This is a genomic window from Tunturiibacter lichenicola (assembly GCF_051013355.1).
Taxonomy (GTDB): Bacteria; Acidobacteriota; Terriglobia; order Terriglobales; family Acidobacteriaceae; genus Edaphobacter; species Edaphobacter lichenicola_F.
The window spans coordinates 3,165,202-3,189,713 of sequence record NZ_CP132944.1; the positions used below are offsets into that span (position 1 = coordinate 3,165,202).

Below are 24,512 nucleotides of genomic sequence, written 5' to 3' on the forward strand. Positions count from 1 at the left end.
CCTAAGCAGCCTCGTCGTCGTCATGACGGTTAAAACCAACGCTTTTTTGTACCTGTAAAGGTTTAGACGTAAGAAAGGACGCTTTTGCCTCCCACGGCCCCCGCACTCGACAACTCCACACTGCCGGTGCTCTGCGTCGACCTCGACGGCACCCTCGTCAAGTCGGACACCCTTCATGACTCAGCACTCGCTGTCGCCCGCCACCGCCCGTCCGCCCTCCTGAACCTCCCCGGCTGGCTCCTCCAGGGCAAAGCCGCCCTCAAACGCCACCTCGCCAACACCGTAAAGCTGGACGTCGCCCACCTCCCCTACAACCGCGAACTCCTTCAGTATCTTGAGCACCAGCACGCTATCGGCCGCCCCATCTACCTCGCCACCGCCGCCGACGCCGACACCGCCCACCGCATCGCTGACCACCTTGGCCTCTTCACGGGCGTCCTCGCCTCCGACGGCAAACTCAACCTCGCCGGCAAAAACAAACTCGCCGCCTTCCGCTCCCAGTTCGGCGACAACTTTTCCTACATCGGCAACGCAAGCCCTGACCTCACGCTCCTCCAGAACTGCAAGGAGCCCATGGTGGCCAATCCCACCCCGGGCCTCCGCGCCGCTCTCCGCAAGGCTCGCATCGCCCCGGTCCACACCTTCAACGAGACATCCTCCCCCCTCAAAGCCTGGCTCAAGGCCATCCGCCTCCACCAATGGGCGAAAAACGTCCTCATCTTTCTCCCCCTGCTTCTGGCTCATCTCCGAGCTCCTGGCCTCATCTTTGGATCGGCCGTAGCCTTCCTCAGCTTCGGCCTCTGCGCCTCCGCAACCTACATCGTCAACGACCTTCTCGACCTCGAAGCCGATCGCCAGCACCCCAGTAAACGCCGCCGCCCCTTTGCCTCGGGGGACCTCTCCGCCCTCTCCGGAATCGTCGTTGTCGCTGCCTTCCTACTAGCATCCTTGTCGCTGGCCCTCCTTGTTCCCTATGTCATCGCCGCAATCTCTCCCTCATCCAGCCTCCTCTTTCCGCACAAGTTCCTTCTCTGGCTTGGCATCTATTTCGTCACCACTCTCGCCTACTCGCTCCGCCTAAAACGCGCCGTTCTGGTCGACGTCATCGTCCTCTCCGGCCTCTACACCATCCGTATACTCGCCGGTTCAGCCGCTACCGGAGTCGCCGTCTCCACATGGCTCGCCGGCTTCAGCATCTTCTTCTTCCTCTCCCTGGCCTTCGTCAAACGCTTCGCCGAGCTGGAAAATCTACGCGAGCGCGGCGGCTCCTCAGCCGGTGGACGCGGCTACCACGTCGCCGACATCGAGCAGCTCCGAAGCTTTGGCTCAGCCAGCGGCTACGCCTCGGTTATCGTTCTCACCCTTTACATCTCAAACCTCGACGCAGCCCAGCTTTACCAGCACACCAACCGCCTCTGGCTCCTCGTTCCCGTGCTTCTTCTCTGGATCAGCCGTCTCTGGCTTACGGCCTCCCGCGGCGAACTCAACGAAGACCCCGTCGTCTATGCCATCACCGACCGCCGCAGCCTTCTCCTCGGTGCCGTGGTCATCGCTATAGTCCTGTCAGCTCTTTAGGATTCGGGGTCGCAAAGCTCTTTCGTATCAATAGCTCGAAAGTTTTTCTGGATCTTCGCTAAATTCTGTCAATAATAGAGTTACCGAACTACTTTTGTATCGAACGACGAAAGATCTAACTGGAATTCCGTTGCGTAGACATTAAAATCTCAATATTCCAGAGGGTACATGCCAGGGGAAGCAATTGATGTTGTCATAATTGGAGCTGGTCCCTACGGACTCTCCATCGCGGCCCACCTAAGCGCTCGTAAGGTAGCCTTTCGCATCTTCGGAACTCCCATGTCCAGTTGGCGCCATCACATGGCCGCTGGAACCTTCCTCAAATCCTTCGGCTTTGCCTCCTGCCTCTATGATCCCGGCTCCACCTTCACCTTCGCTCACTACTGTCAGGAGCGCGGCATCCACTACGACGAGGTCGTAACCCCGGTTGCCATTGAGAACTTCATCGCATACGGCATGGAGTTTCAGCGCCGCTTCGTCCCCAACCTCGAAGAGACCGACATCACCTCGCTGCGCCGTTCCCCCGAAGGCTTCGCCCTCACCACGCAAACCGGGGAGACCGTCCTCGCGCGCCGTGTCGTCGTGGCTGTCGGCATTACTCACTTCGGTCATGTCCCGCCCATCTTCGCAGACCTGCCGGAAGAGCTTGTCAGCCACAGCTCCCAGCACACCCACGTCGACCAATTCAAAGGCCGTACCGTCGCTGTCATCGGTGCCGGAGCCTCTGCCGCCGATATCGCCGGTCTCCTCCACGACGCGGGTGCCCAGACCCACCTCATCGCCCGCGGCGATACCGTTCACTTTCACGAGCCACCCGGCGTCGAGCCTCGCCCCTTCTCGGAGCGTGTCCTCAAACCACGCTCTGGACTCGGTCAAGGGTGGCGTTCGCGTCTCTGTTCCGACTTTCCCTTGGTCTTCCACGCTCTACCAGCCAAACTCCGCATTCGGTTCCTCGAAACCATCAACGGACCGGCTCCCGGCTGGTTTGCGAAGGACAAGGTCGTCGACCGCGTCACCATCCACCTCAGCACTGACACAAATCAGGTCAGCATCGCAGACAAACGCCTCAAACTCCACCTCAAACAGAGCGACGGCACCGCAAAAGAACTCATCGTCGATCACATCATCGCCGCCACCGGCTACAAAGTGAAGCTCGAACGGCTCAATTTCATCGACTCCAACCTACGCAGCCAGATGACCCAACTTAACGATGCCCCCGTCCTCTCGACCAACTTCGAATCCTCCATCCCTGGCCTCTACGTCGTCGGCCTCGCCTCAGCCACCAGTTTCGGCCCTCTCTGCCGCTTTGCCTTCGGGGCACAGTACACCTCCAACCGCATCGCCCAGCACTTGGCCGCCACTGCTCAAAGGTCTCCTCTGGGCACATCGACTACTCAAAAGGCAGACCTTATCGCCCAATAACTCTTCTTCCAAAGTTACATACCGCCTCATCTCTGTCGGTCTCACATAAGGCAGAACGCTGTCTGTCTATTCGTCGCTTCTATTTTGCAGGCTACGTCCACATACTCGCGGGAGTCGCTAAAATCCTGTCAACCCCAAAACCCGCTCAAACCCGCTCCCAGCAAGGCTTTTGGCGTGGCGTATCCTCCCATCTCAATGGCGTAAAATAGAAGTAGTCGAGTAAGTAAGTTGAACGCAACTAATCCTGACTCCTCCGTAGGGGCGTGCAACTGCAACAAAATAAGTATTTTAGGCGCAAGTCGTTCAAATAGAGTATTTTACAGATGCGGTACCACCGTAAACTGTTCATTCCAATGTACTTCCGCGCAAGATACCCGAGGCAGGGGAGGGGGGTACCTGACGCGTCCAAGATGAGCTATCTTTTGATAGATACCGTCCTCCCGTGTTCGAAATAACATACACGGGGCAATGTTTACCTTGCGCTTTATTTACAGACTCTGCGGTACCAATCCCTAACATGGACCCTTACGAACGAATGGACGACTCGATCCCCCAGCTCCTGACCTATGACGACGCGGCCCTCGACACCGAATTCACGAGGCTTACAAATCAGGTGCAGGTAGATGTCACCTTCCTCAACTCGTACGAGGATCGAGAGCGCTTCCGTCTCGACTGGCTCGGTCGAAAGCAAGGCCGCCTCAAGCTCATCAGCGAAGCCTGGCTCAAATCGGCCCCGCCCGAAGCGAAGAAGGCCCTTGGCATCCGTTTCAACCAGCTCAAACAGAAGATCGAAGCCGTGCTCGAAGCCCCAACCACCGCCTCACAAGAATCAGCAGTGCAGGGAATCGACATCACCCTCCCCGGCGCCCTCCGCACCCCCGGCATCCCCCATCCGCTCTTGAAGACTATGCACGAGATCGTCTCCGTCTTCCACCATCTCGGCTACAGCACCAATCTCGGTCCCCAGGTCGAGTCCGACTTCTACAACTTCGAAGCCCTCAACTTTCCCCCCAATCACCCCGCCCGCGACACGCAGGACACTCTCGTCATCGCGAACCAACAAACCCGCCCATCACGCGACCGCCTCCTCATGCGCACCCACACCAGCCCCGTGCAGATTCGCACCATGATCGCCCAGGTCCCACCCATCCGCATCGTCATCCCCGGAAAGGTTCACCGCAACGACGCCGCCGACGCCACCCACTCCCCCATCTTCCACCAGATCGAAGGCCTCTGCGTCGATACCAACATAACCTTCTCTGACCTAAAGGGAACCTTGGACCACGCCATGAAGGCCCTCTTCGGCTCCGACGTCAAAACCCGTTTCTTCCCATCGTTCTTCCCCTTTACCGAACCCAGTGCCGACGTCCAGATCTCCTGCATCTTCTGCGGCGGCAAAGGCTGCCGCAAGTGCAAACACTCTGGCTGGATCGAACTCCTCGGCTGCGGCATGGTGGATCCCGCCGTCTTCGCGGCGGTAACAGCGGAGCGCCGAAAAATAAACCCTGCAGACGACGCCTACAACCCCGAAAAGATTACCGGCTTTGCCTTCGGTATGGGCGTTGAGCGCATCGCCATGATGCTGCACGGCGTCTCCGATATCGGTCACTTCTACTCCGGCGACATGCGCTTTCTCGACCAATTCGCATAACGTACCAAGTCACCGCGACCGCGCAGATGTGTCTCGCCTCAAGATCCAAAATCGTGTCCGAAAGGCGCTCTTCCAGGCAGGGTCTTCCCTGAGACACCAAGTCAGCATTTATGGCGTCGTACCTGCCTAGATCCTAGAAAATCTTCAGATGAATCGTGAGATATTTCTTCGGATCGGTCCGGATTGCGGCAACCAGTTCGTTGCTACTAACCAGAAGTTTATTCACATTTGTGTAAGCTGCATCGTCGGTCACGAGTTTACCCAGCGTGCCCCGTCCTTCGTTCACACCAGAGACGAGCGTATTGATTTGGGCCAGCGTATTGCTTAGGTCCTGTCGAAACTTAGGATCTTTAAGCATCAACCCGATACCCCCTTTGCCTGCATCCGCGTCAGCCAATATTGAATTCGCGTGCGCAAGGCTAGAATTCAGATTCTTGTAAAGCGAATCATCCTTCAGCAGCATGCCTGCCGATCCGTGGCCTTTGTCCAGTCCGTTGGCGATGTTCTGCAACTTGGCAACGGTATCGTTCAGGTTGTTATACAGCGAATCGTCGGTCAACAATTTGCCGACCGAGCCGTGTCCCGCGTTCAGATTCTTTTCCAGTTTCAGCAGTTCGTCTACCGCGTTGTTGACCTTGATGGAAAGCTCGGGACTGTTGATCAACTGACCGATCGTACCTTTGCCAGACTCAATGTTGTCGACGATCACATTCGCCTTCGCCAGAATGACATTCAAGCTCTCGATCGTTCCCTGGCTGGCCTTCACAACGTCAGTGAGGCTAGGCGTCTCCAACGTCTTCAACACGTCGCCATCCTGTAGCGGCGGCCCCACGGCAAACTGACTGTTAATATCCACCACAGTATCGCCCAGTACGCCGACCGTCGACAGGGAAGCCTTAGAATCTTTCTTCAAATTAGTGGCGAACTTCTCGTTCATCTTCATCACCACCTTTACAGGCGTGAGTTTGCGCTCCGGCGAGTTATCGATCGTCACTGTCTTCACCGTGCCGATCGTCACACCTTCCAGGTTTACGGCAGCTCCCGTTTTCAACCCAGCAGAGTTTGCAAAATATGTCACCACCGTCAACTTGTGCGATAGAATTCCGAGCCCCGACGAGCTGGTCATCAAAAACAGTAGCGTGACCAGAATAATGGTCGAAATCAGTACGATCACGCCCACCTTTAGCTGTGACCATCGGACCTCCTGCTGGCTGGGCATAACTCTCCTTTAGACCTTGTTGCACAAAAATCCACTACGCGGCGTCTTGTCGCCGTCTACTATCCTCGACACAAAACATGGTGCCAGTAATTGAGAGAATACATTACCTCCCAACTCGCCCCATCACGAAATTCATCGCGCGCCGTATTGCGGTAAAGTGCTTTGTCTTCAATGGATGCCTAAACCGCTCCAATGGTTTCAACTTCCCATGCCATGGCTCAGTCTTCCGCGACAACCACAGCCATTGCCAACTCCCTGCTGTGAGTGAGACTCAATTGCAGCCTGCGTATGCCCATCGCCTTAGCAAGCTCCGCCGCCCGTCCGCTTAAGTGCAGCGTAGGTTTCCCGCTGACCTCCCGGCGCACCTCCAGCTCTTTCCAGTTCACTCCACGGCTGATCCCGGTTCCAAGAGCTTTTGCCCCGGCCTCTTTTGCAGCAAATCGTGCCGCAAAGCTCTCCGCTGCATTTTTTTTACGGCGGCAATAGGTAATCTCTCCCGCCGTGAATACCCGCTCAAGAAAGCGTTCGCCAAATCGGTCCATGCTCTCCTGAATCCGCTTTGTCTCGATTAAATCTGTTCCCAACCCCAGTACCATACAAACCTCCCCACTATCCTCTTACATCTGTTCGGTCCAACGACAAAAAAATCTGTTCCTCTCCCCTTCATGGATAAAATCTGTATTATGCAAGTCATTTATTTTCAATTCTTTTCTCCCTATTATGAGACACGTGACCACGGTACCGCTCCATCGGCTCACGCTTCGCCTCTCATCCTCCGATGAACAACCTACCGGCAAACTACACTCTCAGCCGCAGAGGCTTATTACCCCATGCAATCGCTCGATATACAGGGCTTTAGTTACGAAGAGCGCTACGGCCTTCTGCCTGCGCTTACATCCGCCTTCGCCGACTGCGGTGGCTGGATTCTCAACCGCAAGACACTTACGCCCACCACGATGGAGTTTCGTCTTGAAATTCAGCTTCGCGCTGTAGTCGATCTCTACGCTTCCATCATCTCTTCAGGTCTCGAGCTCACCCGTGCCGGCCATCTCGGCTTCACCCATCTCTGCACCTGCCGCAAGAATCTCAGAACACCAACTGACCTCGGTCAGATCGTTGCCATTCGTCTAGAGATCAGCTTTCTCGAGGACACCACTCTTCAATCTCTCTTTCTGACTGCCGGAGACCCCGCCTGACTCTTTCTCGATAAAAGTTGAGCCTCTCACCGCTCCAGCTTCTTTGGCTTCGGTCCCCATAGCCCCATCCGGAATGGCAGCCCCACTGAGAACTGCAGATTCGGCGTATCCGGCGTCAAGCCTACACCAAAGCTAAGGTCGATCGTTCTTCCTGGCGCATACAGATAGCTTGTACCCAACCTCAATGTGCCCTCAACGAGATAAGACGCCGGAATGTCGACTCCGTTCAACTGGGTTGAACGTGTAAACCGTTGGTCCCAGCTCACCGTCATCGAAGTTTCCGGATTCAACGCCAGTATCGATCCGATCTGGAAGCCTACAGACGACCCCGGGTTGAAGTGGCCAACCATAGTCGCTTGCGGATTCGTTGGATCGTTGGCAGGAATCGTGTGGCTCGCGGCTAGGTTGGCCGTGTAGTTGAGATTCCCGAAGAACACTACCGGGTCGCTCGACTTCGCCATCGTTAGATTCCCTTGAAGCCCCGGAAATCCTGTCCCCAGCGCGATCTGACTGCTCGCTAGGTTGTAAGGATCTTTTCCGGTCGTTGTCTTGAACCGAACATTGGCCAGCATGTCGGGCCACTTTCCATGCTCGGTTACAAGCTGCCGCGAAAGCCCGAATGAAATATCACCCAGTCCAAAGCTGCTCGAAGAGGTTTGGACATTCTCCGCGTCAACGGTTCGGATCAACTCATACCCATATGGGATTGTGAAATCACCCTGAAGTTTGTGCGGCAGCCCGAGTCTTGCCGTGAACGCAGGCAGAAGGTAGTCCTCACGCACTCGCTCGGAGGTAATATCGCCGACAACCAACACTGGTAACAACGCGAATCCGTCGACCGTAACGTGGTCGGCAGATGCGCTCAAATAAGAAGTCGTATTGTCGATCTCAAGCGTCCCTGAAGGCAGCAGCAGGCCTCCACGCACGATTAGCGCTTGATCCAGCGCCTCGGTCGCCTGTCGCTCCGTGTTGTCGTAGGTCGACGTTGACACCACGGAATTAATTACTCGGCTACTGGAAGCTGCAGTCAAAACCGGCTTCTCGTCGACCTTGGCGGGACTGGTAAATCCACCGTTCAATCGCCATTCCAGTTCGCTGACTCGTTCAAGAAGGTTGCGGATAATGGCGTCTCGTTCGCGGAGAGCTTCCTGCAACTTCACGTCGATCGGGTCTTTCGCCTGTGTGGTACCAGTAGTTGGTGCGGGCTTCGTTGTTGGTGCTGTCTGAGCTGCGACAGACCCAGCACAAGTCAACACAATCAGAAGATTTGGTAGAAGTCTCTGCCGCAACATCGAGCCCGCCTTTCGCCTCAATATAAAAACATGCTCGGCGCAGTGACCCCGATCTTGCGAGTGATCACTGTCTCGTCAGGCACCAGCCGCGACGCCACCGAAAGATTTTTTTCTCCGATCATCCGTTCGTCCGGTGGATGAACAACAAACACCACGCCGTTTTTCCACAACGTCTCAAACCGGTCGACCCGCATCGTCATGTTGCCGAAGCCTGGATCGGCCAAGATCACATGCCCAGCGAAGATGCCTTTCACAACGACAAAATGATCGAAGCCTTTCACACGAATCGGGACGATGACCGAAGTCTTCTCCAGCGCAAGATCTTCAATTGACATTCCGCTGAATGCCTCCGCATGGTATCCGCGCGCCTCCGAGAAGTGCTTTAGGTCGAGAAGTGAAAAGCCGCCACGACTGCGTACGCGATTTGCGTCAACGCGATGCAGAATCCAGACCACGATCGACGTCTCCGGCGTGTTGTCTTTGAAGTCGTAGGTCAATAGAGTGCTCAATGCAGCCGCGCCACAACTCATGTCCCAGCGTTGTCGCACCACGCCTTCGTCACGAATCTCTTTCAGGCTGCGAATGTTTTTGCTCTCCCGCACCCCCGACGACGCTGCGGTGTTCTGAGCGGGCGCGGGGGCGGCGGGGAAGAGAACAACACTCACTAATCCAACAGCAAGTATTGACTTGAGCCAATTCATCAGTGTTTTCCGTTCAAATTGGACTGCACAATCGTCCCAACCGTCGAATTCATATTGACGTTCAGGTTCAGCAGTACGTTGATGTTCGAATTCACCGCGTTGATGTTGACCAGCGAACTCAGATTTTGTTGTGCGTTACCGTTCAACGTGAGCGTGCTCAGGTTAGTGCCGGTTAGTGGGCCCGTCAGCACAGACAGTGTGCCCGCGCCCGTAACCAGCCCGTTCGGAGTCAGCGTCGATCCCTGAAAGTTCACGACCCCGTTCGACGTACTCGCTGAAACGCCTGCTGCCGTGATTCGATCCATGGCAGCATCGTTCAGCGGTTGGCCTTTATGCCTGGTTGGGCTTTGGGCCAGTCCTGCTTGTGTTAGCAATGCAAGACTCGCAATCACTAAAAGACGACTCATAAATCCTCCTTGAAGCCGTAAACAGGCGCAGTTCGGAGCTTCGTCTACTCGGCGAAGCTCCTCTCCACTCCTGCTCTTAGTGAAGCTGGGTGATCGAGTTGGTCTGGTTCAGGGTCGGTATGGCGTTCATATTTGCGGAGTGGGCAACGTTGACTCCATTCGCAACCATGCCGCCAGCTGCATTCACGATGTTCAGTGCCTTAGCGTTAGCCTCGGCCGAACCGGCAAGCGTTACGCTGTAGTCGGTGGTCGAATTGATCTTGGATCCATCAACCGCGATGTTGGTCGCAGCAGCATCAGCCAAGGTAACTGCACCCTCGATGTTGTTCGTGATAGCAGTGTGCTTAACCGAGCTGCTGGAAGATACGTCCGACTCTTTAGCAGCAAGACTTGCAACTGTGCTGGTAGCAAACTTGTCGGATGAACTTACATCGTGTCTCGAAGACGAATTTTCAGATGCAGTGATTTTTGTGGCGCTCGCTTCGTTCGATGCTTCTGCAGCCGAAGAAGCATCAGTGGTAGCAAGTGATGCAGCCTCCTTCGATGCGTTAGAGGATGCTGATTGGGTAGCGAACTTGTCCGAATTGGAAGTGCTTGCGGACAACTTCTTGTTCGAAGCAAGGTTCAAGCTGGCAGCCAATGAAGCAGCGCTGTTTGAGGCACTGGTATCGGTTGCGGCCGCATTTGTGGTGGCATTCGTCGCCGATCCTCCATTGGCAGCATGAGTATTGTTAGCTGCGTTTCCGGCTGTTCCCGAAGTGCTTCCACCGCTCGACGCTTTGTTGTTCGACGCTGAATTGCCGCTCGTTCCCGCGTTGCCTCCTGTAGCAGCTGTCGCAGTGTTTGCGGTCGAGCCGAAGCCCACCGTGCTGTTGTCGCTGTTTGCCTTATGCGCCGAAGCATCCAACGTCGCGGCAGCCGACTTGGTGTCACTTGCCGATAGTGCATCGCTTGCAGCAAAGGAATTGCTTGTCGAACTCGACTTGCTCCTGTTGTTGGAAGCAGAAGCCGACGTATCAAGGGTGGAGCGCTTGCTGGCGTTTGCCTGCTGTGCGCTGTTCTCGCTTGTGCTGAAACTGGCCGAGTCGCTATTAGTTCTCGCACTGTCGTCTGTGAAGGACTTACTGTTCGTTGTACTGTGATTGAGGCTTGTCGTCAGACTCGCTGAAGAGTTATCCGATGCAGTTACATCTGAGCTCTTGTTGACGGTTAACTGACTGTCCTGACCACGGTGATAGCCACTCAACGTTCCCGTTGTGGTTGTCCCCTGGCCGATGGCGTTTACTTGGTTTACAGCAGCGCCTTTGGTCGAGGCGTCGCCAGTCAAGCTACTGTCATGCACGTTCACACCATTTGCAACCACAGCGTCTGCTGAACTGACAATGTTGATACCACTGGCACCACTCAAGGTGGATCCGCTCAGATTTACGGCTCCGGTAGCAGAGCTTGTGACACTAGAGTTATTCGCCGCAATGGAAGGATCCCCGGCTGCAGTGAGGTTGTCCATCTGGTTGTCACGCAGAGCCTGCTTTCCTTGCTTGTCCTGCGTTGTTTTGGGCTTGTTCTGACCGTAAGCGGAGCCGGCCACTAGAACCGATGCGGTAACGAGACTGCAAATGATCTTATTCACTTCTGCCTCCTGGGCATTGTTGGACGAGCACGACCGTATACGCAGACGGGAGGCGCTGCATAGCGGACAGTCAGACGCGCCATCATGGCGCTTCTCCAGCTATTGGAGAGCGCGACGGTGCATCGCACGTATGTTCGATTTAGGGCTTCAACTCAGGCGAAAATGAAAACTGAGCCTTGAAACGTAAGTGCAGGTGACGCATGCGAGGAGGCGGTTGCCCACGCCAGTCGCGTTCATAAATCCGTTCGTTCGTGAAGCCCAGCAATATTTATTGAAGTCATCCCCACTTTGCATAATTACCGCGCAGTAGGTTGGAGCCCATGCAGAAGCTTTCTCAGACTTCCGACGACGTATTACGTGCAATCTGTGTTCCAAATTGCGACCCAGCATTCAATAGGGGATTTCTCATTCTCCTGTTTCGCACCATGCACCAATTTGCAAATATTTGTGGAAAACGGTGTCCCGAACATGCTCCCACACCGGTAACTAAATAATGGATCTGCGGTAACTTAGACCTAATTTTCTCAGTTTTCACAGCCACAGGTTCTCGCGGGCATCTGTCACCGTCCCAGATTTATCTTCGTCCTACGGTGCATCACGCTGTCCGAATCTCCAATCACAAGGACTCCTGGTTGCCGCCATCCCTGCGTCAGTATCAATCCAAGCTGCGTAGCGTCTCCGGCAATCTCGAAGACCGGCTCACTTGTCACCGAAGAGCCCCCGGCGACCTTCGCGGTCAAATTAACTCCATTCACGCCGGATGATTCCTTCCACCGTCTCTCCTGCCCATCCACCAGGTAGGCCTTCATCAAACTGTTGCTCGTTGCCGACCGTCCACGGTTTGTAACCCTAATGGATACACGAACGAGGCGCCGCACATCCCGGGGCACAAATCTGGGCACTTCTTCGATCCCCGTCACTGTAAAACACATGTTGTTGAAGCACTGTATCTCGCCGATCGCCACCACTTTTTGCTTTTGTACCAGGGAGACCCCCGCCAAGACGCCCAGATACACCACCCACACCCCGATCAACCACTGAAGCCCGCGCTTTACGCGCAGCTTCTCTCCCCGCAGCCACGCCACCAAAACCCCTAGTACACCTAATCCTGTCCAGCCCACTGTTCCCAGCAGTAAAACCTCAGTGGCCCTCATTCCCACCCCATTCACGATAGACTTTAGAGAAGTACATGCCTCATTCTTCCACGTTGCCCCCCCAGCCCGACCGCAGCTCCGCCACAACGCTTCTTCAAACGACGCCTGACGGTACCCTGAATTCGACGTCTGCGCCTATCATCCTCGCTCGTGATCTGGGCAAGACCTATCGTTCTGGCAAGCTTGAAGTTCCTGCGCTCCGCAAGGTCAACTTCGCCATCACTCCCGGCGAGTTTGTCGCTATCGTCGGCCCTTCCGGCTCAGGTAAGTCCACGCTTTTCTACATCCTGGGCGGTCTTACGGGCGCCACTACCGGTTCGGTTCTGATCGATGGCATTGACTTCGCCACACTCACTGACGCCGAGCGCACTAAGACCCGTCGCGCCAAGATCGGCTTTATCTTTCAGCGTTTTAACTTGCTGCCGACGCTCTCTGCCATGGGGAACATCGAGATTGCGCACGATATCGCCAATCTTGGCGCGTCTACGAAGCGAGAGTTGGACCGCCCGCTCCTGCAGCACCTCACGGAGATGCTTGGCATTCAAGGGCGGCTCGATCACCGGCCCAATGAGCTGTCTGGTGGCGAGCAACAGCGCGTCGCTATTGCCCGCGCGCTCATTAACCGGCCCGCCATTGTTCTGGCCGATGAACCCACGGGCAATCTCGACACGAAGAACTCTGATGCGGTTTTGAAGATGCTTCGCCAGTCCAGCCGTGAACTGAAGCAGACCGTTTTGATGATTACTCACAATCCCGAGGCGGCTCAGATTGCTGACCGAATTCTCTACATGCGCGATGGCGAGATGACCAACGTCGAAGACGGTAACGGCTAAATTTTAGAGCGGATTTTTTTTCTGCGGTCGGATGGCGTTTTTGCAGGGGTTTTTGCGAAAACAAGCATGCAAAACGTGGTTTTTTGATGGTCAAATCGTGGTGGAATGCGTGGTAAACGTGGTGATTCGACACCACGTTTTTCGGCTCCAGAAAAAGTGCCAAATTTTTAACATATTTTTTCGTGGCTTTAAAGTTTTTTGGCCTGCGTCCCAAATTTGAGCCACCGATGTGCTCTGTTACGATCACGAGGCGTGTTGAACCCCTTCCATCGCGAACCTGAACTCACCTTTGCTGACGTCTACCGTCCCATGTCCGATCTGGAGTTGCAGAGTCTGCTCGCCGAATGGCACTCGCTGATGCCTGAAGCCCGCCTGGCCCTTGAGGCTGAGTTCTCTGCGCGCAAGCTCGACTACGCCGAACCCCCTGTGCCTGTCGAAGATGCTCCGCCTGAGTTCCGTGAGCTTGTCACTATCCGCCGCTATCGCGATCTCTCCGAGGCTATCGTCGCTCGTGCCGTCATCGAGTCTGCGGGAATCTTCTGTTTTCTCAAAGACGAGAACCTCGTTCGTCTCGACTGGCAGGTCTCTAACTTCATCGGCGGCATCCGTCTTCAGGTCGCATCCAGTGATGTCGAAGCGGCTGAGGCGATCCTCTCGCAGCCTGTTCCCAGCGAGTTCTCCATTCCCGACCAGCCTGGATTCCAGCAACCCCGCTGTCCCCGGTGCACCTCCACCGACATCATGTGGGAGCGTCAGGGGCGCAAGGCTGCACTAGCGTCGCTTTACCTCTTCGCGCTGCCGTTGCCTCGTGGTTCGGAGTCCTGGCACTGCAACAGTTGTGATCTGCGCTGGCAGGACGACGACTAGAGTCGCGCTATCGTGTACGCGGAAAGACGACTGTCACCATCGTCGACACAAAGACCGGCGCCCCGTTCAACAGATATGGCTTGAATGTCCATTGACGCAGGGCGGCGAGTGCGGCGCCATGCAGGACCTCCGGCCCGGAGACAGCGGTCATCTGTGCCACCCCGCCGTGATCGTCGATCGTAGCGGCTATGACGACCGCGCCGGACATGTTGGCTGTCGGATTGACAGGATCGACCTTGTGGACGACGAGTCCTGCCATCACGCCTGAGGACACTCGCACGGGGCGGTCTTTGCTGCCCACCGGAGAGCTGCTCACTTCAGGGGCGTTTGCCGGCTCCTGCGCCAAAGCTACTGCGCTTGCCGAACTCATTGTCATCAACATCGCCAGTGACAGGGAGATTGAGAGATGTGACCGCATGGAATTTCCTCCTCCGAGAGTCTACTTCATCTTTTTTCGTTGTTATCACAATCGCCACCCGGTCGGCATATGATGCGGACGAATGATGTTTCTTATCAGAGTCTCTGGAATTTGCGCGGGTTCCTGGGATCAGGTATGTTCGTCGCGGTACGATGGACGCAAACGGTCTCAGCTGTCGAATAACGAAATAGAGTAGGAGCGCTCATGCCCTGGTATCAACTCGACGACGCCAACGACCCCAAACTTGACCAGCTTGCAAAGCAGTACAACCTCCACCCTCTCCACATCGAAGATGCACGCAATCAGGACGAGAGCGTCAAAGTCGACACGACGTCCATCTACACCTTCGCCGTCTTCAAGCCTGTACGCCTCGTCCCGGATCCCGATAACCCCGGCGAACAGATGCCGACCTTTTCTCCTATCGACATCTTTGCGGGGAAAGACTTCCTCATTACGATCTCTGATCCAACTTGCCCGACCAGCGAACAAGCGCTCGCTCGCGCGCGTCGAGATGGCGATGACGAACATCCCGGTAAGCTTCTCTCTCTCATCCTCGATACCATCGTCGATCTCTACTTTCCTGCCATCGATCACTTCGACGACCGTATCGACCAACTCGAAGACAAGGTCTTTGACGATCCTTCGCCTGAGATCCTGCAGTCTGTCTTCGCGATCAAGCGTGAGCTCATCGATCTACGTCGCGTTCTCGTTAACACCCGCGACGCTTCGCTCCACCTTCAGCGCGACCCCGACACCATCATCGACGCCGAGCATCAGCCCTACATGCGCGACACCTACGACCATGTCGCACGGTTGCTCGACTCTGTTGAAACTCAGCGCGATCTTCTGAACAACACGCTCGACATCTACCTGTCTTCGGTCTCGAACCGCACGAACGAAGTAATGAAGGTCCTGACCGTTCTCGGCACGATTGTTCTTCCTGTGCTCGCCATCTCCGGCATCTATGGGATGAATCTCAAGGGCCTTCCATTCGAAGACTCGCCGCATGGGGCCGAGTGGGTTGCCCTCGTGACCGTCATCGCTACCGCAATTCTTCTCTACGCCCTCCGCAAGATGAAGTGGCTTTAGCACGCACGCTCACGTCACCGGATCAAAGCAATTTCGACGTCTGTTGACCCCGCGAAACTTCTTAAAATTCGAGACAGCATGCGGCTGCCCGTTCCTGCATCAACTATCTACAGGACGGCAATGCCGCCAAGGAGATTCGAATGACCGACTATCGTGTAAGCCAGGGAGAAGTTCAGGAAGATCAGATAACCGCAGCCATCGAGAAGGTCACAGCACAGGTTCCCTCCAGCGCTTATCTCGCGCTTGCAATTGGTTCCATGGCCGTCTCTGTCGGCTTTCAGGCTGCAAAGAAGCCGCATTCGGCTCTCTTCGTTGGCCAATGGGCTGCACCGTTTCTCATCCTTGGCATCTACAACAAGCTCGTAAAGCTTCATGGGTCCGACGGCACTACCCATGCTTAGCTCGCAATGAAAAGCCCCGGCGCGCATGGCCGGGGCTCTTTCAATATTGACTCGACTTCTACCAGAGCACCCCTTCTATCGGCACCATAGCGGGTGGCAGCTCTGTCTCTCCCAGCAGCTGTCGCAGATTCACTTCGATAGTTGTCGTGATGGAAGTAAGTGGGACATCATAGATCGTGTTTTCGAACGGATCTTCCAAATCCTTCCCAATCCTATTTAGTGCAAGAAAGATAAAACCCACCAGCGTCGATCCGAGCGGCGTAAACCATCCCATGGCGGTTACCAGCGCCAGCGGCAGCAAGAAGCAATAGATGTGTACGAATAATTCCGGAAAGTAGTCATACTGCTTCGGCATTGGTGTGTTCTTGATCCGCTCCGCTCCACCTTGCGCATCTGTAAGGTCGTTTAAGCTCTCGTCCATCGCTTGCCACTGCATGCGATCGATCCAGCCGCGTACCTGGCACTCGCGCAACAGATTGCCCATGATCTCCTGGATCGAGAGCGGAACGTTCTTCTCGTTTCGTAACCCATTCAATTCGCGTTCACTCATCAGCGGGGCTAACTCAGCCCACGGTTCGAGCTTTCTCAGGTGTTGTCGCAGCGCGTGTACGTATGCGATTTGCAGATGCACCATTCGCTGCTGCATTTGCTTGACCTCTTCGGCTTCATCGCTCTTTGAGGGCAACATTGAGGTCGTGACCTGACGCCCCCAACTGCGGGAGTTGTTCACGATCGCGCCCCACAGCGTTCTCGCCTCCCACCAGCGCGCGTACGCCGACTGGTTTCGGAAGCCAAGGATGATGCCGATCGCTGATCCGAAGAGCGCCAGCGGAATATGCGGCAGCGCAATCCAGTTCAGATGCATCACCTGGTAGGCGACGACCACACCTAAGTCGTAGAGGACGAGCAGCAGCAACGGCTTGCCGACGTAGATCAACATCTGCTTTAGCTGCGGCCCGCGGGGGACGATCACTTCGTCTCGCCTCCTATAGTTACTGGCACAAAGACTCGTCCGCCGTCTTCCGAGATTCGGACTTCGCCTGTGCCGATGTCGTAGACCCATCCTGAGATCGTCAGTTCGCCTTTCGCCATCGCGCCGGCGACCGAAGGATGCGTGCGCAGATGCTGCAGTTGCAGGAGCACATTTTCCTCTGTTAACTGCCGCAACGAATCACTTGGCCTGTCGTCTTTGTGAGCCAGTGAGCTGGCAACGCTCAACGCTGCCTGCGCATTCGTCAGCCAGCTTTTCACGGTGGGTAACTTCTCCAGGCTTGCAGGATTCAGTAAGGCTTTCATCGCGCCGCAGTCCGAATGGCCGCAGATTACGACGTGCTGAACCTTGAGCGCCGAGACGGCATATTCGATGACCGCGCTGACGCCGCCAAGCATCTCGCCATAGGCGGGCACCAGGTTGCCGACGTTTCGCGTGACAAAGATATCGCCTGGTTGGGACTGCGTAATCAACTCAGGATCGATCCGCGAGTCCGCACAGGTCACAATCAAAGCATGCGGTTGCTGCGGCACACTTGCCGCCTTGACGTAGGCATCTTTGTTGTCCGGATAGATGTCCGTCCGAAACCGCCGAATTCCTGCCTTCAGTTCTTCTAATGCAGCATCCATAGTTCTTCCTTTCGCGATACGCAGAGCTAGATAGAGTTCGACCCCATACATGATGCCGTCTTACTCGACGACTGCCAATCTATTCTTTCCACTTGATGTTGCATCCAATGCTTGTTCGCTGATTTGGATCGGGCCGCTCGCCTGCGATCACTGCGTCCATCGCGGCGCGCAGATCTTTTCCGGTTACTGGGATATCATTTCCGGCGTCTCCGCGTCGAGGCCGACTGTCATCGAGCTGACCGCGATAGACCAGCGTCATCTGCGCGTCGAAGAGGAAAAAATCCGGAGTGCAGGCCGCATCGTAGGCGCGCGCTACCTCCTGCGTCTCGTCGAAGAGGTACGGGAAGCTGAATCCGAGTCGCTGTGCCTGTTTCTTCATCTCCTCGGGGCCGTCCTGCGGATATGCCTCCACGTCATTCGACGAGATTGCGGCAATGGCGATTCTGCCTTCGTAGTCTCGCCCGATACGTGCCAGTTCTTCCTCGACGTGTTTGACGTAAGGGCAATGCACGCAGATGAACATCACGAGCAGGCCGTGGCGACCCTTCGGAGATGTTCCTCCTCCGGGGGTCTGGTTCTCTGCATCGGACTGGCCGTCATCCCAACTAGTGGCAAAGACGTCGTCTCGCCCCCTGGCTTTGCCACTGACGACGTCCATCAGCTCAAAGGCCGGAGCTGTGCTTCCCAGCGCTACCATCGTCGATTGTGTCTTCGACATTGCATCCCTCCACCACTACCTCTCCGATAATAGCCAAATCCGGGCGTTGGCATGAAGAACGTGCGGTCAAACGGTACGATTCAATCAGTGTGGTCAGGCTGGCCAGGGCAGTCTACTAGAATAGCCGCATGGTCATCCACACCTTCTTCTTCCGATGGAAAGCCGGTGTCACGGACGCGGAGAAGCTACGCGCTCAAGCTGAGATTCGTGCTTTGCAAGCCCAGATCCCCGGGATTCTTGAGACGAATGTGGGGGTGAATTTTTCCCCGCGCTCGCTGGGGTACGAGTTCGCCGGCGTCATGAAGTTTACGGATCGCGCGGCGTTGGAGGCCTACTCGACTCATCCCGTTCATCTTCAGCTTCTCTCGTGGCTGGTTCCGCTGATTGATGCGATTGAGGTGGACTTCGAGGCTTGATCGTTTCGGAGTGCGTCCTGCTGCCGTTTTGCTGCATTCGAATCTACTTCGGACAGGGATCGGAATCAATCTCAACAATTCCGCACACGGTCGCCGCACCCTATGCTGGAGAGACCATGCTCGTGCCTCGTACCCTCCCCGGCGGCCGCGCCACGCGCGAGGATCTTCCAGTCGGCCCTAACAACCTGCCCCTCTGCCGGTGGTGCGACCTCGAGATTATCGCCAGGCGTCGGCGCACTTTCTGCAGTGACTACTGCGTTCACCAGTGGCGTCTGCGCACCGACCCCGGTTATCTTCGCGACCAGGTCCTCACGCGCGATCGCGGCATCTGTGCTGTCTGCGCGATCGACACTCTCGCAGCCTATAACGCACTGAAGAGAGCCCGTGGCGCTGCTCGTGCCGCCGGCCTGCGGCTCTATGGCATGAAGACCATCACCACGCGCCGCAGCCTGTGGGATGCCGACCACATTCGGCCGGTGGCTGAAGGCGGTGGTCAGTGCGACCTCGACAACCTCCGTACGCTCTGCCTTTTGTGCCATCGCGAGGCAACCGCGGAACTCCGCAAGCGCCTCCGCCTCACCCGCGCCGTCCAGCCTCATTAATAACAAGGGGGCCACAACAAAGCCATCATCCTGACCCTGAGCGAAGTCGAAGGGGAAGGATATCTGTATTTCGTTTTGCACCTCAAACGCCCTGAACGCATCCCTTCACCCATAATTCTGATACTCCTTCCAGAACTCCGGCCACGGCAGGCGAGGAGAACCGCAGACGAAGATGTCCGGATGCGACTGGCTCTCTTCGTTTTTGACTCCCTCCGAGTTTCCGTTATGCCCTGCCAGCCTGCATGACGTGAATGCCTTCTCTGCAGCCTCGCGGGAAAAGCCAACAACCATCAGCGTGGAAGGAGGCACTGCAGGATACCCACGCAGCCAGGCCGAGTTCGTCATGCTGATGGGCATGGGCAAGTGATACGCAGCCCCAAGAATCTCCACTGCGCCCTGCTCGCCGTAGTTTCCCACCAACACCGCGACACTCTCGCGCTGCTCTGGCGGCAGGGAATCGCGGATCCCCGCGACGGTTCGCACTAACTCGTCCCAACCAATCTCCTCTCGCAGATCGCCGTTGTACTTGAGCGCAAATTGCCTGAGCGGGCCGCTCGACGCGAGTGGAACGATGATGGCGAAGACGAGCACTCCCCACGCTATTAACGCGGTGAAGAACAGACCCTGAACGGCAAGCCGCCACGGACGCGTCCTCGATGCTACCCAACGTTCGCGCGCCACCGAGCCCATCGCCATCAGCATTGGATATGCCGCTGCGAGGTAGTACCCTCGCCCTTTGCCGAACGCAAACAAAGCCAAAGGCACGAGGTACATCCATGCCAACAGGCGATATCTACGATCTCGCAGAAAACATACCAGCCCGACGATCCACAACGGGGCCGCGACTGGATTTGTGCAGATGATGAACTGATCCTTTATGAATCCATTCGCTCGCCCCTGCCGAACGTCGCGTATATGGATGTGCTGCAGGAAGTGCTCTGAGATAAATCCGTGGCGCACCTGCCAGACGAAGTTCGGCGCAAAGATTACCAGCGCTATCGTTACACCAATCCAGAACCAGATGCTGCCGAGAAACCGCCGCGCCGGTGTTAGTACAAGTCCGCTGAAAATACCTGCGATGAAGAACAGGATGGTGTACTTCGTCATCAGTCCAAGGCCAACGAATACGCCAATCGCGACCCACCACTTTGGGTTCTCGGTTTTGAGCAGCCGAATTACGAAGTAGGCGATCAACACCCACCACAGATAGTCGAACGAGGAGTACTGGAACTCTGTCCCTTCGAAGACCGGCAGCGCTGATGTCGCCACGACCAGCGCCGCCTCGATCTGCGCCAGCCGTCCACCGCCAAGCTGTCGCGCCATCAACCCTGTGACCACAATCGCCATTGCCTGAGCGATGACCGAAAACATCCTCAGCCCCACCATAGAGACTCCAAAGAGCTGCAGCCCCACTCGCTCCAGAAATGGTGTCACCGGCGGGTAGGCTACGAATCCCCAGTCGAGGTGCCGGGCATCGCTCAAAAACTGGAACTCGTCGCGATGAAACCCGTACCGCCCATTGGTCAACAGATGAATCACTGCGACCGCGAGAGCTATTCCTGCCACCTCCCACACGCCACTTCGCGAAGCCGTTCCGGCAGTCGCGGAACTGTCTTCCAGGACCACACTTTCCATGCATCACCTCGCTGTCTCACGACGCTACGCAACACATTACATGCAGGTTCCAAAGTTAAACCAGCACTGTTTAGAGTTTCACCGCAAGGAAAGGAGCAGAACTAGGGTTCCAGCATCAATTCGCAGACACCTGAGTGGCAGTTCAGCTGCCCCGTCATTACAAGGTTTGCCTCAGAGTTTGGCGGTGTGAAGCCGGTGAGGCGTGCCACCTTTAACTTGCTATCGCCGCCCGGCAATTCTTTTCCCCAAGCCGGTGCAGTTCCCACAATTTTCCCTTTGTTAACCAGCAGGCGGTACTCCGCAATATCGACCATCCCCTTCGATGGACCGAGAGAAAACGTTCGCATTGCCTGCAAAGCATTCGATGTATTTGTAGAAGCAGATTTAGCTCCTTTTTTACGTAATGCGTCGACATAGCTTTGTATCTCTTTTTCTTCAGTCCCGGGAACTTTTTTCATGGTTGAGCTGTTACGCCGCGGGATAGTTGCGAGACCAAGTTCGAATACTGTCAGGGCTTCATCTTCCTTGCCTCTGGCTTCGCACACCTGACCCAAATGCTTCGCAAATGTCTCGGATTGTCGGTTCATCCAGGCTGCTCTCAAATATGGTTCCGCTTCATCACTCTTGCCTTCTTGGTAGAGAATCCATCCCAGAGTGTCCCAAGTTTTTACTATCAAACGGCTATTTGTTATCAATATCTGGGGTCCTCGGTCCAGCGTCCATTTCCTACTTTCGTCAGCGAATTTATCGAGTGCAGTTCGCGCCGCAGATTCCGCCAGGGCCAGTTCCAGCTTTGCATCGGCCAATTCATAGGCACTGTCATTCATCATCTCTGGACTCTTCGTTGTCTGCATTAGCACAAGTAAGGTCGCTCGGCCTTGATCCGTCTTCCCGGCAATCAACTGTGCTCGGCCTAAGAGCAATTCGAGGACTTCACCTTGTTTTCCTTCGGGAAGTCCTTGGATCCCTGCCTCTGCAACGGCGGCGGCGCCTTCTGCATCACTCTCTTTCAACAATAATCTAGCTAGTCGCGCATGAGGCGTCGGATTGTGTGGTTCCGCTGCCGCCCACTTCCTCAAAGTTTGTTGCACATCGTTGTCTAGACCTGCTTTTGTCTGGGCTATCAAAAGCCGCTCATAGATTCCATAATGATCGGGATAAAGTGAGAGTTCCTCATTGTAGCTGTCGATAGCAGCCGAGGTCTTACCTTGTTCGATCTCCAGATCTCCGTAGCTTGCCCAAAGGAACGATCGTTTCGAATCTAATTGTTTCGCTTGATCAAGCAGGGATTGCGCTCGATCGAAGGTACGCAATTGCAACGCAAGGCGAGCGTCTTCGATCAGTTTGGCAGCATTGGGAGTTTCGTCGGCTAAGGGGGGTGGGGTCGTAGTATCTACTTTGCCTTCGTTTTTGTCGGCGGGTCGCACCAACTGGATCCACTGGTCGTGCGCCAGATCCGCGTCATCGGCCCACTTTTTGTAACTCTTCGAGTCCGATACCGGCACCTTTTGCTTCAAGACCTCGATGCGGCGCTCTGTGTAGATCGTTCCCTTCTCGAAGCGGTAGGTCTCATCGTATGTCGCGTAGGCTGAACTTTTGTGAATTGCCTCCGGCAACTCGACTCCCCATCCGTCTGGCAGTTTCATCGCTGCTGTGGACGTCTCGACGCGTGGAATGCCCAGCAAAATCGTCTGCACCGGAGGATTCTTCTCATCGACCTGCGGCAGGAAGACTGGCGCGAGCTGAGGGACGATCTTCAAGTTGTCCCAGTCGCCGCCCTTCTCCCGCTTGTAGTCATAGCTGATCGTCAATGGATCGGCTGTATCTTCCAGCCGGCTCACTTCGCCTTCGCTCGTCGTTCCCTGATATCCCATTCCCTGCGAGAGCTGTTGCACAAACTGCGCATACTGGGCGGGCGAGATCTGCCGCAGCGCCCCGCGCACCGCAATCTCCTCGTCTCCACGCAATGTCAGCACAAGCTTCGACTGTGAAGTCCCGTCTTTATCGAGCGTTCCTACCGCAGTCATCTTTTGTGTCGACGGAAAGGGAAGTGTAGTGGGTGTCCGTTCTATCTCGGCAACACCAGTCTCTGGAACGACCAGCGCTTGCTTGTCTCGAATCACATAAGCCAGCGCTCGGTAGGGTGCTACTTCGGCTGTTGCATCCAACCAGATCTGCTGGCCATTGACCGATACTGTCGTAATGAGGTGGTTGAACGAGGCCGGCGAGGGAACGGCCTCGTTGAATCTGATGCCCGCGCCGATCAACACCGCATCCGGATGCAGTCCAAGGGTGTTCAGCATCGCCGCCAGCAGCGTGTGTTTGTCTTTACAATCTCCGTACTGGTTCTGCAAAACATCGGAGGCCTGATGCGGCTGGTATCGCCCGATGCCAAAGGCAACCCCGATGTAGTGGATCTGCGTTGAAACGTACGCGTATACGGCGCGGACTTTTTCCTCCTCCGTCGTCTTTCCGGCCACCAGCTCCGCGACCTTCGCCTTGACGTCTGCATCGGCGGTCATCCGGTCGCCCTCAAGTCCTTGGTACCAGGCTCCCACCGCCTCCCAGCTCTTGAAGGTTGTCCAGGCCACGTCGGGGAGCTTTCCGTCCGTAGCGTCCAACTCCTGCTCTGCCGTCAGGACCTGCTTCTTCTTGAGCTCCTTCTCCGCGTCCGCCTCCTTTCCAATTGTCAGCTTCTTCTGGGAGGAGACCCATCGATAGACTCGATCCCCGCCATCGACTGTCTCCGTGGGTTTGTTGGCCGGGCTCCACACACGGACGTAGACATCCTTCGGGACGCGAAGTTCGAGTGTCTGCGAGAGGACGACTTCGTCAACGGAGAAGTTCTCCTGGCCCCAGAACTGGCCCACAGCCTCAGCCTTCTTCAAGACGACCTTTGCCTGCCATTCCAGGGTGTCGCCAACCCGAAGATTGCGAACGGGGAGCTGCAGGATCTTGAGGTCGCTGTAAAACGGAGCCGCCTGGGTTACCGGACTCGGCATCTCGATCGCCTGATCTACCGGCGTCGCGACGACGGTACCGTCTGCATGCCGTACGCGAACGTAGACAATCTCTGGAGTCTGGGTATTTGACGTAAATGGCAGGTTGAGAACGCTGACCTGCTTGAGAGTCGCCTCCGACTGGACTCGGGCGCTGACGGTCGTTAGTTTTACTCCGGTGCCGTCTGCCCCCATCGTGTAAACAGAGTCCAGGTGTTCGACGACGGTCGGCTCCCTCGAGTAGTCCGTAGAGGGCACCGATCCGTTTGGAAGAGCCGCGTTCGCGTTCGTAGGGGATGTTGGAGAGGCTGGATTCTGTCCGAAGACACTAGTAGAGAACCAAACAAAGAAGGCCCAGTGAAGCGATCTAACTTTCATAACGTATTAGCTGTATAGCAGAAGCCACCTAACGGCAGCTATTGAAATTGCTTAGCTTACGGGAGGGTATGCAGTTTCGGGACAAAACGTCTCGATTTCGCATTAAATTGATTTGAGCGCGTGGGTTCGTGCGCCGCTTTCCACATTTCCACGCCATTCCACAGCGTTTTTGGAGCAATTCGGTACTTGTGGTTTGGCACCATCGCGCCTACCCTCAAAACAGCACTGTTACTGAGTGGTAAATCCGCTATGGACGGGCAAATTCCGCAAAATCCACAGCAAAAACCAA

At 55.9% G+C, this 24,512-nt stretch carries 25 protein-coding genes; 12 read left to right on the forward strand and 13 right to left on the reverse strand.

The window, feature by feature from the left end; genetic code table 11:
• Positions 1-84: 84 nt before the first annotated feature.
• The 3 genes from RBB82_RS13395 to pheS all read left to right on the forward strand — a co-directional run bounded on the left by RBB82_RS13395 (position 85) and on the right by pheS (position 4,648).
• Positions 85-1,575 carry a UbiA family prenyltransferase gene (locus RBB82_RS13395; RefSeq protein WP_433971067.1) on the forward strand — a complete coding sequence of 497 codons (1,491 nt, stop codon included), beginning with the start codon at positions 85-87 and terminating at the stop codon, positions 1,573-1,575.
• A 168-nt stretch (positions 1,576-1,743) separates the two neighbouring features.
• Positions 1,744-2,997, forward strand: coding sequence for an NAD(P)-binding domain-containing protein (locus tag RBB82_RS13400; RefSeq protein WP_433971069.1), 1,254 nt, complete (start codon positions 1,744-1,746; stop codon positions 2,995-2,997).
• A 535-nt stretch (positions 2,998-3,532) separates the two neighbouring features.
• Positions 3,533-4,648 carry a phenylalanine--tRNA ligase subunit alpha gene (gene pheS, locus RBB82_RS13405; RefSeq protein WP_433971071.1) on the forward strand — a complete coding sequence of 372 codons (1,116 nt, stop codon included), beginning with the start codon at positions 3,533-3,535 and terminating at the stop codon, positions 4,646-4,648.
• Positions 4,649-4,781: 133 nt separating this feature from the next.
• Here the strand turns inward: pheS and RBB82_RS13410 are convergent, their stop codons facing one another.
• Positions 4,782-5,867, reverse strand: coding sequence for an MlaD family protein (locus RBB82_RS13410; protein ID WP_433971072.1), 1,086 nt, complete (start codon positions 5,865-5,867; stop codon positions 4,782-4,784).
• A gap of 218 nt (positions 5,868-6,085) precedes the next feature.
• Positions 6,086-6,463 (reverse strand): holo-ACP synthase, encoded by a 378-nt coding sequence (acpS, locus tag RBB82_RS13415; RefSeq protein ID WP_433971074.1) that lies wholly within the window; start codon positions 6,461-6,463, stop codon positions 6,086-6,088.
• Between the two features lie 234 nt (positions 6,464-6,697).
• Here acpS and RBB82_RS13420 point away from each other — a divergent pair, with 234 nt between their 5' ends.
• The gene (locus tag RBB82_RS13420; protein WP_433971075.1) at positions 6,698-7,063 is read left to right on the forward strand and encodes a hypothetical protein; all 366 of its coding nucleotides are present in this window, start codon (positions 6,698-6,700) and stop codon (positions 7,061-7,063) included.
• 26 nt (positions 7,064-7,089) lie between these two features.
• On the opposite strand, the gene RBB82_RS13425 is transcribed toward RBB82_RS13420, so the two are convergent.
• The 4 genes from RBB82_RS13425 to RBB82_RS13440 all read right to left on the reverse strand — a co-directional run bounded on the left by RBB82_RS13425 (position 7,090) and on the right by RBB82_RS13440 (position 9,767).
• The gene (locus RBB82_RS13425) at positions 7,090-8,355 is read right to left on the reverse strand and encodes a transporter (RefSeq protein WP_433971076.1); all 1,266 of its coding nucleotides are present in this window, start codon (positions 8,353-8,355) and stop codon (positions 7,090-7,092) included.
• 17 nt (positions 8,356-8,372) lie between these two features.
• A complete protein-coding gene (locus RBB82_RS13430; protein ID WP_433971077.1) occupies positions 8,373-9,056 on the reverse strand; it encodes a C39 family peptidase in 684 nt (227 codons plus the stop codon).
• Entirely contained in the window at positions 9,056-9,463 is a 408-nt protein-coding gene (locus RBB82_RS13435) for a hypothetical protein (RefSeq protein WP_433971078.1), read from the reverse strand. The genes RBB82_RS13430 and RBB82_RS13435 overlap by 1 nt, the downstream gene beginning before the upstream one ends.
• A 76-nt stretch (positions 9,464-9,539) precedes the next feature.
• Positions 9,540-9,767, reverse strand: coding sequence for a hypothetical protein (locus tag RBB82_RS13440; protein WP_433971079.1), 228 nt, complete (start codon positions 9,765-9,767; stop codon positions 9,540-9,542).
• Here RBB82_RS13440 and RBB82_RS13445 point away from each other — a divergent pair.
• On the forward strand, positions 9,742-10,188 hold the full coding sequence (locus RBB82_RS13445) for a hypothetical protein (protein ID WP_433971080.1): 447 nt from the start codon (positions 9,742-9,744) through the stop codon (positions 10,186-10,188). The genes RBB82_RS13440 and RBB82_RS13445 overlap by 26 nt on opposite strands.
• Before the next feature lie 3 nt (positions 10,189-10,191).
• A complete protein-coding gene (locus RBB82_RS13450) occupies positions 10,192-10,605 on the forward strand; it encodes a hypothetical protein (protein ID WP_433971082.1) in 414 nt (137 codons plus the stop codon).
• Between the two features lie 1,048 nt (positions 10,606-11,653).
• Here RBB82_RS13450 and RBB82_RS13455 read toward each other — a convergent pair.
• On the reverse strand, positions 11,654-12,247 hold the full coding sequence (locus RBB82_RS13455) for a hypothetical protein (RefSeq protein WP_433971083.1): 594 nt from the start codon (positions 12,245-12,247) through the stop codon (positions 11,654-11,656).
• 35 nt (positions 12,248-12,282) lie between these two features.
• On the opposite strand from RBB82_RS13455, the gene RBB82_RS13460 reads away from it, so the two are divergent.
• Together RBB82_RS13460 and RBB82_RS13465 are read left to right on the forward strand one after the other, a co-directional pair.
• Positions 12,283-13,080: an ABC transporter ATP-binding protein gene (locus RBB82_RS13460; RefSeq protein WP_433971085.1), complete on the forward strand. Its 798-nt coding sequence runs from the start codon at positions 12,283-12,285 to the stop codon at positions 13,078-13,080.
• A 252-nt stretch (positions 13,081-13,332) separates the two neighbouring features.
• Positions 13,333-13,947: a DUF2007 domain-containing protein gene (locus tag RBB82_RS13465; RefSeq protein ID WP_433971087.1), complete on the forward strand. Its 615-nt coding sequence runs from the start codon at positions 13,333-13,335 to the stop codon at positions 13,945-13,947.
• Positions 13,948-13,954: 7 nt separating this feature from the next.
• Here RBB82_RS13465 and RBB82_RS13470 read toward each other — a convergent pair whose 3' ends face one another.
• On the reverse strand, positions 13,955-14,365 hold the full coding sequence (locus tag RBB82_RS13470; protein WP_433971088.1) for an energy transducer TonB: 411 nt from the start codon (positions 14,363-14,365) through the stop codon (positions 13,955-13,957).
• A 204-nt stretch (positions 14,366-14,569) separates the two neighbouring features.
• Here RBB82_RS13470 and RBB82_RS13475 point away from each other — a divergent pair, with 204 nt between their 5' ends.
• A complete protein-coding gene (locus RBB82_RS13475) occupies positions 14,570-15,454 on the forward strand; it encodes a magnesium transporter CorA family protein (protein WP_433971090.1) in 885 nt (294 codons plus the stop codon).
• A 140-nt stretch (positions 15,455-15,594) separates the two neighbouring features.
• Positions 15,595-15,855, forward strand: a complete 261-nt coding sequence (locus tag RBB82_RS13480) for a hypothetical protein (protein ID WP_433971091.1) — start codon at positions 15,595-15,597, stop codon at positions 15,853-15,855.
• Positions 15,856-15,913: 58 nt separating this feature from the next.
• Here the strand turns inward: RBB82_RS13480 and RBB82_RS13485 are convergent, their stop codons facing one another.
• The 3 genes from RBB82_RS13485 to RBB82_RS13495 all read right to left on the reverse strand — a co-directional run bounded on the left by RBB82_RS13485 (position 15,914) and on the right by RBB82_RS13495 (position 18,193).
• Entirely contained in the window at positions 15,914-16,828 is a 915-nt protein-coding gene (locus RBB82_RS13485; protein WP_433971092.1) for a bestrophin family protein, read from the reverse strand.
• The gene (locus RBB82_RS13490) at positions 16,825-17,475 is read right to left on the reverse strand and encodes a carbonic anhydrase (protein ID WP_433971094.1); all 651 of its coding nucleotides are present in this window, start codon (positions 17,473-17,475) and stop codon (positions 16,825-16,827) included. Before RBB82_RS13490 ends, RBB82_RS13485 begins: the two co-directional genes overlap by 4 nt.
• Before the next feature lie 79 nt (positions 17,476-17,554).
• Positions 17,555-18,193: a thioredoxin family protein gene (locus tag RBB82_RS13495; RefSeq protein WP_433971095.1), complete on the reverse strand. Its 639-nt coding sequence runs from the start codon at positions 18,191-18,193 to the stop codon at positions 17,555-17,557.
• Positions 18,194-18,321: 128 nt separating this feature from the next.
• Between RBB82_RS13495 and RBB82_RS13500 the strand changes: the two genes are divergently transcribed.
• On the forward strand, positions 18,322-18,609 hold the full coding sequence (locus tag RBB82_RS13500) for a Dabb family protein (protein WP_433971097.1): 288 nt from the start codon (positions 18,322-18,324) through the stop codon (positions 18,607-18,609).
• Between the two features lie 116 nt (positions 18,610-18,725).
• On the forward strand, positions 18,726-19,211 hold the full coding sequence (locus tag RBB82_RS13505) for an HNH endonuclease (protein ID WP_433971099.1): 486 nt from the start codon (positions 18,726-18,728) through the stop codon (positions 19,209-19,211).
• A 105-nt stretch (positions 19,212-19,316) separates the two neighbouring features.
• On the opposite strand, the gene RBB82_RS13510 is transcribed toward RBB82_RS13505, so the two are convergent.
• Both RBB82_RS13510 and RBB82_RS13515 read right to left on the reverse strand, forming a co-directional pair.
• The gene (locus RBB82_RS13510) at positions 19,317-20,846 is read right to left on the reverse strand and encodes a glycosyltransferase family 39 protein (protein WP_433971100.1); all 1,530 of its coding nucleotides are present in this window, start codon (positions 20,844-20,846) and stop codon (positions 19,317-19,319) included.
• A 101-nt stretch (positions 20,847-20,947) separates the two neighbouring features.
• Positions 20,948-24,223 carry a DUF3857 domain-containing protein gene (locus RBB82_RS13515; protein WP_433971102.1) on the reverse strand — a complete coding sequence of 1,092 codons (3,276 nt, stop codon included), beginning with the start codon at positions 24,221-24,223 and terminating at the stop codon, positions 20,948-20,950.
• Positions 24,224-24,512: the final 289 nt, after the last annotated feature.